The 16,687-nt window shown below is 61.0% G+C and carries 9 protein-coding genes and 1 pseudogene; 7 read left to right on the top strand and 3 right to left on the bottom strand.

Going from position 1 to position 16,687, the window contains the following annotated elements; genetic code table 11:
* Window positions 1–558, bottom strand: a pseudogene (locus GR198_RS31750) (DNA translocase FtsK); the annotation flags it as partial.
* Between the two features lie 254 nt (window positions 559–812).
* Window positions 813–3,812, bottom strand: coding sequence for a DNA polymerase I (gene polA / locus GR198_RS31745; RefSeq protein WP_032984398.1), 3,000 nt, complete (start codon window positions 3,810–3,812; stop codon window positions 813–815).
* A 543-nt stretch (window positions 3,813–4,355) separates the two neighbouring features.
* Between polA and GR198_RS31740 the strand changes: the two genes are divergently transcribed.
* Window positions 4,356–4,772, top strand: a complete 417-nt coding sequence (locus tag GR198_RS31740) for a MarR family winged helix-turn-helix transcriptional regulator (protein WP_003544385.1) — start codon at window positions 4,356–4,358, stop codon at window positions 4,770–4,772.
* A gap of 110 nt (window positions 4,773–4,882) precedes the next feature.
* Here GR198_RS31740 and GR198_RS31735 read toward each other — a convergent pair whose 3' ends face one another.
* Complete coding sequence (locus GR198_RS31735; protein ID WP_029873740.1) at window positions 4,883–7,267, bottom strand: bifunctional diguanylate cyclase/phosphodiesterase; 2,385 nt, start codon at window positions 7,265–7,267, stop codon at window positions 4,883–4,885.
* Between the two features lie 214 nt (window positions 7,268–7,481).
* Here GR198_RS31735 and GR198_RS31730 point away from each other — a divergent pair, with 214 nt between their 5' ends.
* The 6 genes from GR198_RS31730 (at window position 7,482) to dnaJ (ending at window position 16,639) form a co-directional block, all read left to right on the top strand.
* Window positions 7,482–8,870 carry a dipeptidase gene (locus GR198_RS31730; protein ID WP_029873741.1) on the top strand — a complete coding sequence of 463 codons (1,389 nt, stop codon included), beginning with the start codon at window positions 7,482–7,484 and terminating at the stop codon, window positions 8,868–8,870.
* A 366-nt stretch (window positions 8,871–9,236) separates the two neighbouring features.
* Complete coding sequence (locus GR198_RS31725; RefSeq protein WP_029873742.1) at window positions 9,237–9,890, top strand: SH3 domain-containing protein; 654 nt, start codon at window positions 9,237–9,239, stop codon at window positions 9,888–9,890.
* Window positions 9,891–10,423: 533 nt separating this feature from the next.
* The gene (locus GR198_RS31720; protein WP_018244288.1) at window positions 10,424–10,645 is read left to right on the top strand and encodes a hypothetical protein; all 222 of its coding nucleotides are present in this window, start codon (window positions 10,424–10,426) and stop codon (window positions 10,643–10,645) included.
* A 203-nt stretch (window positions 10,646–10,848) separates the two neighbouring features.
* Entirely contained in the window at window positions 10,849–13,173 is a 2,325-nt protein-coding gene (locus tag GR198_RS31715; protein WP_029873743.1) for a transglycosylase domain-containing protein, read from the top strand.
* Between the two features lie 336 nt (window positions 13,174–13,509).
* Complete coding sequence (gene dnaK, locus GR198_RS31710) at window positions 13,510–15,426, top strand: molecular chaperone DnaK (protein ID WP_011649970.1); 1,917 nt, start codon at window positions 13,510–13,512, stop codon at window positions 15,424–15,426.
* An 85-nt stretch (window positions 15,427–15,511) separates the two neighbouring features.
* On the top strand, window positions 15,512–16,639 hold the full coding sequence (gene dnaJ / locus GR198_RS31705; RefSeq protein WP_011649969.1) for a molecular chaperone DnaJ: 1,128 nt from the start codon (window positions 15,512–15,514) through the stop codon (window positions 16,637–16,639).
* Window positions 16,640–16,687: the final 48 nt, after the last annotated feature.

The raw sequence follows: 16,687 nt of genomic DNA, 5'->3' as shown, positions 1-16,687 counted from the left end.
GGAGACGACGGGAGCGGGGGCCGGCCTGCCGGGGCGCCATTCCATGATCCGGAACAGCGACGTGATCGATTCGGGCGAGGTCTCGGTCTTCGGGAACGATATCAACGGCGGTGCACGAACCGGCTCGGCCTCTTCGAAGGCCATGACTTCCCAGAAGGCGAAATCCGAAATGGAGGAAAGCTCGGCGCTGGCGCGGAAAGCCGGCGCGACGGCCTCATCAAGCACAGGTGACTGCTGCAGTTCGATCTTGTGTGGTGCTGCGGAAATTTCGTCCGGCTCCGGCAGATAGATATCGAACGGCACGTCGACGGCAACCGGCTCTATCCGTATTGCCTGCTGTCCAATCTGCGAATCATCGCGAACGGGCTCATTCGGCGCACGCCGCCTGCTGATCAGCGTTTCCGGCGTGCGGGTGAAACGCACATTCGGCGCGAGGGAAAAGTTGCTCTGCCAGATGGGTGCCGCCGGCTTCTCCCCTGGGTTTTCCTCCGGAAGGTCCGTTTCAATCTCGCTGGAAAAATCTCCGGCATCCGTCAAATTGGTTCTAGGAAAACGCATGCGTCCGCTACTCACTCATGCTTTGCAAATTACGACCCTACCGGGATAGAAAAGGAAGGTTAATAAGTTCCTTCCTGCCGTATCGTTCCGATACGACCCCTTGGGATAAATCGCTGCACTTTCAATGAGTTCTGGCAGTGAGAAAAATCTTTGCCAATTTTGGGGAGGTGCTCTGATCGCTCCTCGCGCTTTAGGCTTTATTTCCGCGCAAGTCGTTGTCGCAAAGACCGCCGCACAGTTTTGCGCGACATGCTTTAGTGCGCCTCGTCCCAATTGGTGGCGGCGCGGGCATCGACCCTCAGCGGCACGCGCATTTCCAGCGCCGGCATGGTGGCGTTTTCCATGACCGAGACGATGACCGGCATCGCCTTTTCGACATCCTCGTCCTCGACCTCGAAGATGAGTTCGTCATGCACCTGCAGCAGCATGCGGACGCGATCGGCAAGGCCGACTTCAACAAGCGCCGGCTCTATCTTGATCATTGCCCGGCGAATGACGTCGGCAGCCGAGCCCTGGATCGGCGCGTTGATGGCCGCACGCTCGTTAAAGGCACGCACGGATGGATTGGAAGAGCGGATTTCGGGATAGTTGATACGGCGGCCGAAGATCGTTTCGACATAACCCTTGTCGCGCGCCATGGCCTTTCGGCTTTCCATATAGTCGCGGATGCCGGGGAAACGCTCGAAATACTTCTTGATGTAGTCGCCGGCTTCCGAACGCTCGATCGAAAGCTGATTGGCAAGCCCGAAGGCCGAGATGCCGTAGATGATGCCGAAATTGATCGCCTTGGCGCGGCGGCGCACCTCGCCCGGCATGCCTTCCACCGGCACGCCGAACATTTCCGACGCCGTCATGGCGTGGATGTCGACGCCGTCTTCGAAGGCCTTGGTCAGCTGCGGGATCTCGGCCACATGGGCAAGCACGCGCAGTTCGATCTGGCTGTAGTCGGCAGAGATCAGCTTGTGGCCAGGCGTCGAGATGAAGGCAGTGCGGATCTTGCGGCCTTCTGCCGTGCGCACCGGAATGTTCTGCAGGTTCGGCTCGGACGAGGACAGGCGCCCCGTGGTCGTCGATGCCAGCGAGTAGGAGGTGTGGACCCGCTTTGTCTCGGGGTGAACGTAACCCGGAAGCGCGTCGGTATAGGTGGATTTCAGCTTGGTGACCTGGCGCCAGTCGACGATCTTGCGCGGCAATTCGAAACCGGCGGCGGCCAGATCCTCGAGTACCTGGGCGGAGGTGGACCATTGGCCTGTCTTCGTCTTGCTGCCGCCGGAAAGGCCCATCTTGCCGAACAGGATATCGCCCAGCTGCTTCGGCGAACCGATATTGAAACGCTCGCCGGCCAGCACGTAAATCTCGTCCTCCAGCCTTGCTGCACTCTGGGCCAGCTCGCCGGAGAGGCGCGACAGGATCTGCCGGTCGACGGTGATGCCGCGCGCTTCCATGCGCGCCAGCACCGGCAATAGCGGCCGCTCCAGCCGTTCATAGACGCTGGTCAATCCCGCCGCCGCCAGCCGCGGCTTCAGCACCAGCCAGAGGCGCAGCGTCACGTCGGCATCTTCGGCGGCATAGTGGGTGGCGCGGTCGATATCGACCAGATCGAAGGTGACATTCGCCTTGCCGCTGCCCGCCACGTCCTTGTAGGGGATCGGGGTATGGCCGAGGAATTTTTCCGAGAGCGGGTCCATGCCATGCGCGCCGGTGCCGGCATCGAGCACGTAGGAGATCAGCATCGTATCGTCGAAACTCCTGGTCTCGATGCCGTAGCGCTTCATCAGCAGGTAATCGTATTTCAGGTTCTGGGCGACCTTGAGAACCGATTCGTCTTCCAGCAATGCCTTCAGCCGTGGCAGGGCATCGCCCATCGGGATCTGGTTTTCGGCAAGGCCGCCGCCGAGCAGATCGCCGACGCCGTTCTTATGGACAAGCGGCACATAGGCGGCGCGGATCTTCGTGCCGGTGGGATCGGCCGTATTGTCGGCGATCGCCAGCGAAAAGCCGACAAGCTCGGCCTGCATCGCATCCAGCGAGGTGGTCTCGGTATCGAAAGCAACGAGGCCGGTGGCGCGCGCATCGGCGATCCAGCGGTCGAGCGTCGTCAGATCGCGGATCGTGACATAGGCCGAATGATCGAAGGGCAGCGTCGCAAAGGCCTCGGCCCGCGCTTTGGCAAGATCGGCGGGCGAAAAGGCGCCTTCGACCGCGGTCTTCGCCTTTGCACGCGGCGGCACCGGCACGGATTCGCCGGAAACGTCGGGGATGCCGCCGGCAACGGGCTCGGGCTCCGCCGCATCGAGATCCGGGCCGCGGGCCTTCTCACCCCATTCGATGCGGACGATCGCCGGTTCGATGGCGCCGGCATCGCAATCGCAGGCTTCGGCGACGCGGCGCGTCAGCGTGGTGAATTCCATCGTCTTCAGGAAGCCGATCAGCTTAGGACCGTTCTGCGGTTCCAGCACCAGCGCGTCGAGATCGAGATCGAGCGGCACATCGGTGCGCAGCCGCACGAGGTCGCGTGAGAGCCTGGCCATGTCGATATTGGCGAGGATCGTCTCACGGCGCTTGACCTGCTTGATCTCGGTGGCGCGTTCGAGCAGCGTATCGAGATCGCCGTATTCCTCGAGCAGCTGGGCGGCGGTTTTCGGGCCGATGCCCGGAATGCCGGGAACATTGTCGACGGAATCGCCGGTCATCGCCTGCAGGTCGATCATCTTTTCCGGTGGCACGCCCCATTTCTCGATGACATCGGGAATGCCGATCTGCTTGTCCTTCATGCTGTCATACATATGGACATTGGGGCTGACGAGCTGCATCAGATCCTTGTCGGAGGAGACGATGGTGACATCGGCGCCGGTCGCTTCGGCCTGGCGGGCATAGGTGGCGATGATGTCGTCGGCCTCGAAGCCTTCGGTCTCGATGCAGGGTAGATTGAAGGCGCGAGTCGCCTCGCGGATGAGGCCGAATTGCGGGACGAGCTCTTCCGGCGGGGCGGAACGGTTCGCCTTGTAGGCGTCGTAGAGATCCTTGCGAAACGTCTTGGCGGAATAATCGAAGATGACGGCAAGATGCGTCGGCGTCACGCCGACATCGGTATTGCGCGCGTCCCTCAAGAGCTTCCACAGCATGTTGCAGAAACCGGACACGGCGCCGATCGGCAGGCCGTCGGTCTTGCGGGTCAGCGGCGGCAGTGCGTGAAACGCCCGGAAGATGAATCCGGAACCATCGACTAGGAAGAGGTGATCGCCTTTTTTCATGCGTGCATGGATAGCGCGGGCATGGGACGAGGTCCATATAGAGTTCGGCATAAAATTCGGCGCGCGAAAAGGATTATGGCGTTCGGAGCGCTACGGCGCCGCGCGCATTTTCGGACGCGCAAAGGACGCTGAGCACTTGGCGTTGCTGCATAATTTTATCCTTCCGTCGATTCCGATCTCAGGAATTGTGCGGCAGGGATTCCGGCTCACCAAACTGTTACCGATTTGTAACGATGGCCCTCCCTTGAAAAACCACATTCTGGGCCACAAATCCATGTCACCGGCGCTTGATTGCGTCGCGGGTCTGATTACCGGCTTGTCCCCCGCCGCGTCAGGCTTGGACAAAGGCCTTATCCCCCTCTCCGGGCCTTTGTCCCCACTTTAAAGTCGCCATGGCCAACCTCCAGGCCATGGCGACTTTTGTTTTTTCGAGGCACTCGAAATTCTGCTCGCCGCTTGCATGTTAAGGAGCATCGTATGCGATTTGCTGCATTGTCTCCGGCATGGTTTTGAGCCTAACTTGCAATCATGGGATTTAACCGCATGGATTCGGGAGCCTACCTTGCCAGCCAGCTGGCGAAGGGTTTTGCCCGCTCGCTGCACCAGCGCGCGGTCGGGCTCGGTTTTTCTCCCGGGCAGTTCCCCATTCTGCTGGAACTCTGGGCCGAGGACGGGCTGACCCAGAAACAGCTTCTCGAGCGGGTCGATATCGAACAGGCGACCATGGCCAATACGCTTTCGCGCATGGTCCGCGACGGGCTGATCGAGCGCCGGCCGCATCCATCCGACAAGCGGGCGCAACTGCTCTTCCTGACGCCGAGGGCGCGCGCCATGGAGGCCGAGGCGATCGAGACCGCGCGTGAGGCCGATCTTGCGCTGTTTAAAGGTTTCCGAGTTTTCGAGCGTGAGCTGACGCTTGAATATATCCGCCGGCTTCTGGAAAACGCCAAGGCGCTCTGACCACCGCATAATTCCTTAAATCGGAATCGATTTAAGGATAAAATTATGCAGCAGTCCAAAAGTGTTACAGTGTCCTTTGCGCGTCTGAAAAGACGCGCGGCGCTGTAAGATCACTCACCAGCACCCTGTGCGCGTCGCAATGAGGACACGCCGGTTTCGATCTGCGCGGTCAAGACGTTTTCGTGAGCTGCAAGCTTGATGCTCGGCTCGATATCCGGCTTGCCGAGTAAAAGGCCCTGCACTTGCGCGCAACCTTCCTCGACGACGATCCGGCGCTGCATCTCGGTTTCCACCCCCTCCGTCACGACAGGCATGCCGAGGCTATGACCAAGGCCGATGATGGCGCGCACGATCGAGCGCGCCCCCGCATCATGTTCCAGCACGCCGGTGAAACTGCGATCGACCTTGATCTTGTCGAAAGGGAATGAACGCAGGTTGGAAAGCGAGGAAAAACCGGTGCCGAAATCATCCATGACGATGTGCACGCCGAGCTTGTGCAGCCGCAGCAGCGTCGTCATCACCCGGTCGCGATCGCGAATGAGGGCCGCCTCGGTAATCTCGAGCTCCAGCCGGCTGGGCGCAAGCCCGGTTTCGGCAAGGATCGCCTCGATCCGCTCGCAGAGGTTCGGCAGCATGAATTGCACCGGCGAGAGATTGACGGCGATCATCAACGGCAGCGGCCAGCGAACGGCCTCCCTGCAGGCCTGCTGCAACACCCATTCGCCGAGTTGGACGATCGAGCCGCTTTCCTCGGCGATCGGGATGAAGATATCGGGCTCGGTCAAGCCGTGACCTGGCCGGTTCCAGCGCATCAGGGCCTCGTAGCCGCCGATCTCGCCGCTCAGCGCATCGAGGATCGGCTGATAGCTGACATGGATCTGGTTGCGGATGATCGCATGGCGCAGTTCGCTTTCGATCTGGCGGCGGTTGCGTGCCGCCTTATCCATTTCCGCGTCGAAGAAACAGACCTTGCCGCGACCGTCATGCTTGACGCGGTAGAGTGCAGTATCGGCATTGTTGCAGAGTTCTTCAGCAGCAGCGCCATCCGCGGGATAGAGAGCGATGCCGACGCTGACACCGACGGCGGTCGGGTCGCGCGCCGTATCCATCTCGGCGGCGAATTCGCCAAGGATATCAGCCGCAAGCTTTTGGGCCGCCGCTGGCTGCTGCCCGGCGAGCTGAATGATGGCGAATTCATCGCCGCCGAGGCGGGCGATCGTATCGCTTTCATCGGCCACGCGGCGCAGGATCGAGGCGACCTTGCGGAGAATACGGTCGCCTTCGGCATGGCCGAAGATATCGTTGACGGCCTTGAAGCGATCGAGGTCGAGATAGAAGAGGGCAACCTCGCTGTTCTTTCGTTCGGCCATCTGCAGCGCCTGCCGGATGCGGGTATCGAACAGCGACCTGTTCGGCAGATCGGTGAGCACGTCGTGGTGGGCGAGATGCTCGATCATCTCCTCGGCCTGCCTGCGCTCGGTGAGATCACGCACCGCCAGCACCTCGCAATTGTGCCCGCGATAGACGATCCTGCTCGCGGTCACTTCGACGGCGATCTCCCTGCCGTCCCTGGTGTTGAGCAGCGTCTCGCTGGGTCTGTTCTGCCCAGTCCCCTGAATAGCGGTCAAAACAACCGAGGGCGCCTTGCCGGCAAGACCGGCAAGCTTCCAGCCGGAAAGCCCCTGGAAGCGTTCATTGGCATCGATGATCCGGCCTTCCCGCAGGATCAGCAGCCCTTCCTGCGAGGCATTCGCGAGCCCCTTCAGATCCGTCAGGTGGCTTTCGATAAAGACCACCGCGAGCGCAATGAGAATGAGCGTCGTCGCCGCCACAACGACGATCGCAGCAAGCAGGCTGGCATCGAGCACCGTTGCCGGAACCTCTTTGCCCGGATCCGGCACGAGCGTGATGCTAGCCATCGAGATGAAATGGAGAGCGCAGATCGCAAGGACGAAAGTGATTGACGAGGCGAGGAGCCGCCTCAGTCCCTTCAATTGGAAAAAGGCGTGGAAGGCGGCGCTCGACAACAGCACTCCTGCGAGAACCGCACTCAGCGTCATGAAGGGATCATAAAGGATTGCCGCCTGCGTTTCGATCGCCTGCATGCCGGTCAGGTGCATGGAGGCGATGCCGAGCGCCATCAGGACGCCGCCTCGGATGCGAGAAAACCTGCCGCGGCTTTCCGAAGCGACGAGGATCGCCGCCCACGAACCGACAACCGACAGGAGGAAAGAAAGCGTTGTCAGGCCCAGTTGGTAGCCGATCGGCATGCCGCCATCATAGGCCAGCATCGCGATGAAGTGCGTTGCCCATACGCCGGTGCCGAAAGCAAAAGCCGAAGCGCCGATCCAGAGCTTGCGCCGCCCGGCATCGCATTCCTGGGCGCGGGAAAGCAGCAGCATAGCCGCTATAGCGCCGACCAGGCAGACGGCGGCGGCCGCAAGCACCAGCCGCCAATCGTGGTTGTCCCGAATACAAGTAATGACCGAAAACATCCGAACCTCGCACAGCTGAATTCGGTCAGGCTATTTAGCTTATGCTAAATAACTGTAAATTGAATTAGAATTCTCTTTTATATTGTCCAGCAAACCTTCCTGATATTAGTCTAGGCCCCGCCGACATTTCGCGCCGCCGATTTTTTGTTTTTCCGCCTCGCCTGCCTTTCTGGTTTGGTCTATCGTCCGGCCGAATTTCAAAAAGGAGTCGAAAATGACCGATGTAAGCCAGGTGCTTGCGTGCGCGGACCAGAACCTTCCATCGAGCCTCGACAAGCTGTTCGAGCTTCTGCGCATTCAGTCGATTTCCACCGATCCCGCCTACAAAGCCGAATGCCGTAAGGCTGCGGAATGGCTCGTCGCCTATCTCGGGACGCTCGGTTTTACGGCCTCGGTACGCGATACGCCAGGCCATCCGATGGTGGTCGCCCATCATGCCGGCGCTTCCGCCGATGCGCCGCATGTTCTCTTCTACGGCCATTACGACGTTCAGCCGGTCGACCCGATCGAGCTCTGGGAAAACGACCCCTTCGAGCCATCGATCAAGTATGTCGGCGAGGGCCGCAAGATCCTGACCGGCCGCGGCACCTCCGACGACAAGGGCCAGTTGATGACCTTCGTCGAGGCTTGCCGGGCCTATAAGGAGATCAACGGCGCGCTTCCCTGCCGCGTCACCATCCTCTTCGAGGGCGAGGAGGAGTCCGGCTCGCCGTCCCTGAAGCCCTTCCTCGAAGCCAATGCCACCGAGCTCAAGGCCGATTATGCGCTGGTCTGCGATACCGGCATGTGGGACCGCGACACTCCGGCGATCGCCGCAGCGCTGCGCGGCCTCGTCGGCGAGGAAGTGATCGTGACGGCCGCCGACCGCGACTTGCATTCCGGTCTCTTCGGCGGCGCGGCCGCCAATCCGATCCATATTCTCGTCGAGGCTCTTGCCGGCCTGCATGACGAGACGGGCCGCATTACGCTTGACGGTTTCTATGACGGCGTCGAGGAAACGCCTGAAAACATCAAGGCGTCATGGGAGACGCTCGGCAAGACCGCGGAGAGCTTCCTCGGCGAAGTCGGCCTTTCCATTCCATCCGGCGAAAAAGGTCGCTCGGTGCTGGAACTCACCTGGGCGCGGCCGACCGCCGAAATCAACGGCATCTGGGGCGGATATACCGGCGAAGGCTTCAAGACGGTGATCGCCGCCAAGGCTTCGGCCAAGGTTTCGTTCCGCCTCGTCGGCACGCAGGATCCGGCCGCCATTCGCGAGGCCTTCCGCAGCTATATCAGCGCGAAGATTCCCGCCGATTGCTCGGTCGAGTTCCATCCGCATGGCGGCTCGCCGGCGATCCACCTCTCCTATGATTCGCCTGTTCTCACCAAGGCGAAGAACGCGCTTTCCGACGAGTGGCCGAAACCCGCCATCGTCATCGGCATGGGTGGGTCGATCCCGATCGTCGGAGATTTCCAGAAGATGCTCGGTATGGAATCGCTGCTCGTCGGCTTCGGCCTCAGCGACGATCGCATCCATTCGCCGAACGAGAAATACGAGCTCGTCTCCTACCACAAGGGCATCCGCTCCTGGGTGCGGATTCTTCAGGCGCTCGCTGCCTGAAAGGCGTGCCAAGCAGCATCGCAAAAAACAAAAAGGCCGGTTCGACCCGGCCTTTCGTCATCCGCTCACCTCAGTGCCAGTTCATCCGTGGTCAAAGAGCAAGCGGGTATTGCAACGAGATTGCCGCCGAAAGGTTAACGAACCGTTAACAGAACCGGAAGCACCACTCGCAGCTCCAAGGCGCTGACGGACATTTGCCGTTCAAGCTGCGTTCATCGCGTGCGACATATAAGCCATTGAAAGATAAGACGAATGATAAAACCCTATTACCTGTGGGCGATCGCTCTATCTTTTGTTTCAATGGCATATGCCAAGGAAACGCGGCCAGTCGCTGCCTGAAAAACGTGCCAACAAGGACTGAGAAGCGTGAAAAATCTCTTTGTTAAAATCGCAGCCGTCGGCCTGCTTATGCTGCTGCCTGCCATAGCGCAGGCTGCCGAGGGCTACTCGACGGCGAACGTCAACATGCGTGCGGGTCCGAGCACCCGATATCCCGCCGTTGCCGTCATACCCGCCGGTTCCTCCGTCGAGATCCGCGGATGCCTTTCCGACGTCAACTGGTGCGACGTCGAGTTCTACGGCGGCCGCGGCTGGGTTTCCGGCCAGTATGTGCAGGCCCTCTACCAGCAGCGCCGCGTCTATGTCGGCCCGCAATATTACCGTCCGCTCGGCATTCCGATGATTCGCTTCAGCGTCGACAATTACTGGGACCGCTACTACCGCAACCGCGATTTCTATCGCGACCGTGACCGCTGGAGCCGCGGCCCGGATTATTACTACCGCGACCGCGACAATCGGGATCGCGACGGAGATCGGGATAACCGGGATCGCGACCGTAACTGGCGCGAGCGGGATGGCGACCGAGATGGGCGCGACCGCGATCGCGACTGGCGCGACGACAATCAAAGGGACGATCGGCAAAGAGGTGAACGGCAGAGGGACGACCGGAGAGGCGATGATCGCAGGCCGGACCGCAGGGACTTTGATTGCCGCCCCGGCGATCCCTCCTGCGACGAATGAAACAGAAAGGGGATGGCAGCGCCGTCCTCTTTTGAGGTTTGCCAAGCCAAAGGCAAACACCCAAGAAAAAGCCCGGCGCTCCCTTGGGAGGGATGCACCGGGCCTGATGTCGATCGGCACGCGTTGAGGGGAGACGGCCGATCATTCGCGGGACGTGAGGGGCTGTCCCGCTTCTTCATAAACAATCGCGAAGCCGATTGGTTCCGCCTGCCGCACAATTCCTTGAAGCAGAACCGATTTGAGGAAACACTATGCGGCAATTCAATGTGTTACAGCCTCTTTTATGTCTCTCGAAAAGACGCGCGGCGCGATAATCTACGTCGTATAGCACGTAACTCACGCCACGCCTTTCGGGCCTTCATGCCGCTTTGCCGGCGAGCGCAAGACAGGAGCCGCGGGGGAAGCATCGATCCTCGAATGCGGTCACCGACAATTTGATGTGAAGCCATCGCGAGGCTCTTGTTTTGCGGGATTGTTTATTGCAGTTTCGTGAAGTTGCGGATTGATTTTAATCCGTTCGAGGCTGGACCCTGATGACGCAAGACTACCTGGCTTTCTTCGGGCTTTTCGCCCCTCGGGCGGCCGCCACAGATGTTACCGTTTGGCATAAACACAACCCCATCCTGCCTGTACGCCTTACCGATGGAGCGAGCCTCAATCCTTCCGGTCAGATCTGGCGCCGCTTTCATCTAGGCGAGTGGGAATATAAGCAGGACCCGGAAACACTCGACGATTACGAGGCCCGCCAGTTCTGAAGGCCAATACTGTCGCCCGGCGCGATATGCTTTACTTTCCATTGTTAACACCCCGTTAAATCGCCGCATTTACAGTTCAGTCGGGTGATCACGGTGCCTGCTGCAGCGCGCTTTGTGCGTCTGAAAAGACGCGCGGCGCTGCAGAAGAGGATCGTTATGCGAAGTTGGCTTCGCGATCGAACATGGGGTGTGACCGGTCCGCGATGGCAGGCAGAGGCAGATCAGGCGACAGAATAGAACCCTCTTTCAGCGGCCGCCCGGCGCGCGACGATGACGAATTCTCGCTCGATGCCGACGATCGCATCGCCGGAGGCCGATCTCAGCGCCGCGGCGGCTCGAAACCCCCGCCGCAGCGCCCCGCCCCTCGGCGGCGGCGCGAGCCGCGGGAGCGTGAAGGCGGCGGGTTTTTCGGCTTCATGCGCCGCATGATCTACTGGTGCGTCGTGCTTTTCATCTGGGCCGGCATCGGCGTTGCCGGGCTGGTGGTCTATTATGGCTCACGCATGCCGAGCGCCAGCACATGGGCGATCCCGGAGCGGCCGCCGAACGTCAAGATCACCGCTGTCGACGGCAGCGTTATCGCCAATCGCGGCGCCACCGGCGGCGAGGCGCTGTCGCTCGAAAACATGTCGCCCTATATTCCGGAAGCCGTCATCGCCATCGAGGATCGGCGTTTCTATTCGCATTTCGGCGTCGATCCGCTCGGCCTCGGCCGGGCTATCGTGACCAATCTCACGGCTGGCCACATGGTCCAGGGTGGCTCGACGCTGACGCAGCAGCTTGCCAAGAACCTCTTCCTCTCGCCTGAAAGAACGCTGGAACGCAAGGTGCAGGAGGTGCTGCTCTCGCTCTGGCTGGAGCAGAAATACACCAAGGACCAGATCCTTGCCATGTATCTCAACCGGGTGTTCTTCGGATCGAACGCCTATGGCGTCGAGGCAGCCTCGCGCCGCTACTTCAACAAATCGGCGCGTGACGTAAACCTCGGCGAGGCCGCGGTGCTGGCCGGCCTGCTCAAGGCGCCGTCGCGGCTTTCGCCGGCCCGCGATGCGGATGCGGCGAATGCACGCGCCCAACTCGTGCTCGCGGCGATGCGCGAACAGGGTTTCATCACCGATTCCGAGGTCAAGACGGCGATGTCGCAGACCCCGGCTTCGGCCAAGAGCTACTGGTCGGGCGCCGGACACTATGTCGCCGACATGGTGATGGATCAGCTGCCGGGTCTGATCGGCGACGTCAAGGAAGACGTCATCGTCGATACGACCATCGACAAGTCGCTGGAAAAGAAAGCCGAGCAATCGCTGGTCGACGTGCTCGACAAGGAGGGCGGCAAGCTCGACGCCTCGCAGGCGGCCCTCGTCTCGATCGACGGCACCGGCGCGATCCGGGCGCTCGTCGGGGGCAGGGATTATGCGACGAGCCAGTTCAACCGCGCCGTCAAGGCCAAACGCCAGCCGGGCTCCTCGTTCAAGCCCTTCGTCTATGCCGCAGCACTCGAGAAGGGGCTGACGCCCTATTCGGTGTTCAACGACGCGCCGATCCGGATCGGCGACTGGACGCCCGAAAATTACGAGAAAAAATACAATGGCGAAGTGACGCTGGCGACCGCGCTTGCCAAGTCGCTGAACACGGTGGCCGCCCAGCTGGTGATGTATGACGGACCGGAGCAGGTGATCAAGCTTGCCCACCGGCTCGGCATCGAAAGCGAGCTGCAGCCGAACGCCTCGATCGCGCTCGGCACCTCCGAGGTGTCGCTGATGGAACTGACCGCCTCCTATGCCGCCTTCATGAACGGCGGCTACAAGGCGACGCCGCACGTCATCCGCCGGGTGACGACGGCCGAAGGCAAAGTTCTCTACGAAAATACCTATGACAGCCCGCCGCGCGTGCTGTCCGAGCAGATCGCCGCCCAGATGGATACGATGATGATGGGCGTCATCGAAAGCGGCACTGGCAAGAGCGCCAAGATCCCCGGCTGGCAGGCGGCGGGAAAGACCGGCACGACGCAGAATTCGCGCGACGCGCTCTTCGTCGGCTTCACCAGCAACCTCACCACGGGTGTCTGGTTCGGCAATGACGACGGCAAGCCGATGAAGAAGGTGACCGGCGGTGGCTTGCCCGCCAAGGCCTGGAAGGAATTCATGATCGCCGCCCACAAGGGTCTTTCGCCGGCACCGCTCTTCGGCAACGGCCAGTTGATCGCCGATCCGAACAATGGTCAGCCCATGGCGCAGGCCGCACCGGGTGATGGGCAGCCGATGACGGCGGAGGCGCCGTCATCGACGATCGGCGGCATCATTTCCGGCGTCTTCGGCGGCGACGACAATGCAAATCGCTATCCGCAAGCGCCTGTCCGGCAGCAGGGGGCGACCTCCGGCAACGGCCCGGTTCCGCCCGCAGACATTGCCGAAGGCGGCGGTTCTGGCTATGAGGGCATGGTGCCGCCCGGCGATGTCGGGGGTGCGCAGACCACCTCTTCCGTCCAGCCGCGGCGCACGACGCTGCTCGATCTGATCATGGGCCAGTGAGATCTTTGCTACATGCCCGGCACAAGCCCGATGCTCTTAAGCGCGCCGCAACCTTTCAGATTCGCGCCTCGCACTTTTGCGCAACAGGGCCTAAAAAACGACCGCTTTCCAGACATGGGGCGACCTCTCTCCCGACTACTGTAAAAATTGAACGCAACACATTCGTTTTGCTGGATTCCGGGGCATTTCTCGCCTTGCAGTCCAGAAAACCGCTCCTTATATACGCCGCATCACCGCAATCACGATTGCGTAATCTCAAGTAGACCCATCCCGTAAGGGGCTGTCAGGGAAATGCCTTCTCGGGGTTCCGACAGCTTGCTTCAAGGAGAGAATGACATGGCAAAAGTAATTGGTATCGACCTTGGAACGACGAATTCCTGCGTCGCAGTCATGGACGGCAAGGACGCGAAGGTTATCGAGAATGCGGAAGGTGCGCGTACGACCCCTTCCATGGTGGCATTTTCCGATGATGGCGAGCGCCTCGTCGGCCAGCCGGCCAAGCGCCAGGCAGTCACCAACCCGACGAATACGCTCTTTGCAGTCAAGCGCCTGATCGGCCGCCGCTACGAAGATCCGACCGTCGAGAAGGACAAGCACCTCGTTCCCTTCACCATCGTCAAGGGCGACAATGGCGACGCCTGGGTCGAAGCCAATGGCAAGGGCTACTCGCCCGCACAGATTTCCGCGATGATCCTTCAGAAGATGAAGGAAACCGCCGAATCCTATCTCGGCGAAAAGGTCGAGAAGGCCGTCATCACCGTTCCCGCCTACTTCAACGACGCGCAGCGCCAGGCAACCAAGGATGCCGGCCGCATCGCCGGTCTTGAAGTTCTGCGCATCATCAACGAGCCGACTGCTGCAGCGCTGGCCTACGGTCTCGACAAGAAAGAAGGCAAGACGATTGCCGTCTACGACCTTGGCGGCGGCACCTTCGATATTTCGATCCTCGAGATCGGCGACGGCGTCTTCGAAGTGAAGTCCACCAACGGCGATACCTTCCTCGGCGGTGAAGACTTCGACATGCGCCTCGTCGAATATCTCGTCGGCGAGTTCAAGAGAGACAACGGCATCGACCTGAAGAACGACAAGCTTGCCCTGCAGCGCCTCAAGGAAGCTGCGGAAAAGGCAAAGATCGAGCTTTCGTCCTCGCAGCAGACCGAAATCAACCTGCCGTTCATCACGGCCGACGCCTCCGGCCCGAAGCATCTGACACTGAAGCTGACCCGCGCCAAGCTCGAAAGCCTGGTCGACGATCTCGTCCAGCGCACGATCGCGCCGTGCAAGGCAGCGCTCAAGGATGCCGGCGTCACTGCTGCCGAAATCGACGAAGTGGTTCTCGTCGGCGGCATGAGCCGCATGCCGAAGGTACAGGAAGTCGTCAAGCAGCTGTTCGGCAAGGAGCCGCACAAGGGCGTCAACCCCGATGAAGTGGTAGCGCTTGGCGCCGCCATCCAGGCCGGCGTTCTGCAGGGCGACGTCAAGGACGTCCTGCTCCTTGACGTGACGCCGCTGTCGCTTGGCATCGAGACGCTCGGTGGTGTCTTCACCCGCCTGATCGAACGCAACACGACGATCCCGACGAAGAAGAGCCAAACGTTTTCGACCGCCGAAGACAACCAGCAGGCCGTGACCATCCGCGTTTCGCAGGGCGAGCGTGAAATGGCTGCCGACAACAAGCTGCTCGGCCAGTTCGACCTCGTCGGTCTGCCGCCGTCGCCGCGGGGCATGCCGCAGATCGAAGTCACCTTCGACATCGACGCCAACGGCATCGTCCAGGTTTCGGCCAAGGACAAAGGCACCGGCAAGGAACAGCAGATCCGCATCCAGGCTTCCGGCGGTCTTTCCGACGCCGACATCGAGAAGATGGTCAAGGATGCCGAAGCCCATGCCACCGAAGACAAGAAGCGCCGCGAGGCCGTCGAAGCCCGGAACCAGGCTGAAAGCCTGATCCATTCCTCGGAAAAGTCGCTGAAGGATTACGGTGACAAGGTTTCCGAGGCCGACCGCACCGCGATCTCGGATGCGATCGCCGCGCTGAAGACGGCGTCGGAAGCGTCCGAACCCGATGCCGACGACATCAAGGCCAAGACCCAGACGCTGATGGAAGTGTCGATGAAGCTCGGCCAGGCGATCTATGAAGCACAGCAAGCCGAAGGCGGCGCTGCCGGTGATGCCTCTGCGGAAAGCGGCGACAATGTCGTCGATGCCGACTACGAGGAAATCAAGGACGACGACCGCAAGAAGTCCGCGTAATCCGCGACGGCGTGGTTATGCTTCAACATCTGATCCGGCTGCTCACCATGGCAGCCGGAAATCCATTTCCGGGGTTTAATCCTTAATGGCAAAAGCGGACTTTTACGAAACTCTGGGTGTAGCCAAGTCGGCGGACGAGAAAGAGCTGAAGAGCGCCTTTCGCAAACTGGCGATGAAATACCATCCGGACAAGAACCCGGATGACAAGGACGCCGAACGGAAGTTCAAGGAAATCAACGAAGCCTACGAGATGCTCAAGGACCCGCAGAAGCGGGCGGCCTATGATCGGTATGGTCATGCGGCCTTCGAGCATGGCGGCATGGGCGGCGGTGGCGGCGGATTTGCCGGCGGCGGTTTCTCCGACATTTTCGAAGATATCTTCGGCGAAATGATGGGTGGAGGGCGCGCGCGCCAGCGCTCGTCGGGCGGCCGCGAACGCGGCGCCGATCTTCGCTACAACATGGAAATAACGCTGGAAGAGTCTTTCTCCGGCAAGACGGCGCAGATCCGTGTTCCGACGTCGATCACCTGCGACGTCTGTTCGGGTTCGGGCGCCAAGCCCGGCACGCAGCCGAAGAACTGCGGCACCTGCCAGGGAACGGGGCGTGTGCGCGCGGCACAGGGCTTCTTCTCGATCGAGCGGACCTGCCCGACCTGCCATGGCCGCGGCCAGATCATTCCCGATCCGTGCCCGAAGTGCCACGGCCAGGGCCGGGTGACGGAAGAGCGTTCGCTCTCGGTCAATATTCCCGCCGGCATCGAGGACGGCACCCGCATCCGCCTGCAGGGCGAAGGCGAGGCCGGCGCCCGCGGCGGACCGGCAGGCGACCTCTATATCTTCCTGTCCGTCAAACCGCATGAATTCTACCAGCGCGACGGAGCCGATCTCTATTGCGCCGTTCCGATCTCGATGACGACGGCCGCGCTCGGCGGCACCTTCGACGTGGCGACGCTCGACGGCACCAAGTCGCGCGTCACCGTGCCCGAGGGTACCCAGGTCGGCAAACAGTTTCGCCTCAAGGGCAAGGGCATGCCGGTGCTGCGTTCGGTGCAGACGGGCGACCTCTACATCCAGATCCAGATCGAGACGCCGCAAAAGCTCACCAAGCGCCAGCGCGAACTGCTTCAGGAATTCGAGCAGCTTTCCTCCAAGGAGAATAATCCCGAATCGACGGGCTTCTTTGCCCGCATGAAGGAATTCTTCGAAGGCTGAGCTGCAATCGACATCGCCTATTACGAAAGCCGGGGACGGAAACGTCTC

Origin of the sequence: Rhizobium leguminosarum (genome assembly GCF_010668065.1) — a bacterium.
Lineage (GTDB): Bacteria > Pseudomonadota > Alphaproteobacteria > Rhizobiales > Rhizobiaceae > Rhizobium > Rhizobium leguminosarum_S.
The sequence above is the reverse complement of the archived record's forward strand: the minus strand, read 5'-3'. Positions and strand labels throughout refer to the sequence as shown.

Bases quoted from the DNA above. Each gene is read 5' to 3' on its own strand.
- GR198_RS31740 (WP_003544385.1), top strand. From the start codon at position 4,356: ATGGATTCGGGAGCCTACCTTGCCAGCCAGCTGGCGAAGGGTTTTGCC.
- GR198_RS31735 (WP_029873740.1), bottom strand. From the start codon at position 7,267: ATGTTTTCGGTCATTACTTGTATTCGGGACAACCACGATTGGCGGCTG.
- GR198_RS31730 (WP_029873741.1), top strand. From the start codon at position 7,482: ATGACCGATGTAAGCCAGGTGCTTGCGTGCGCGGACCAGAACCTTCCA.
- dnaJ (WP_011649969.1), top strand. From the start codon at position 15,512: ATGGCAAAAGCGGACTTTTACGAAACTCTGGGTGTAGCCAAGTCGGCG.
- polA (WP_032984398.1), bottom strand. From the start codon at position 3,812: ATGAAAAAAGGCGATCACCTCTTCCTAGTCGATGGTTCCGGATTCATC.
- dnaK (WP_011649970.1), top strand. From the start codon at position 13,510: ATGGCAAAAGTAATTGGTATCGACCTTGGAACGACGAATTCCTGCGTC.
- GR198_RS31715 (WP_029873743.1), top strand. From the start codon at position 10,849: ATGGCAGGCAGAGGCAGATCAGGCGACAGAATAGAACCCTCTTTCAGC.
- GR198_RS31720 (WP_018244288.1), top strand. From the start codon at position 10,424: ATGACGCAAGACTACCTGGCTTTCTTCGGGCTTTTCGCCCCTCGGGCG.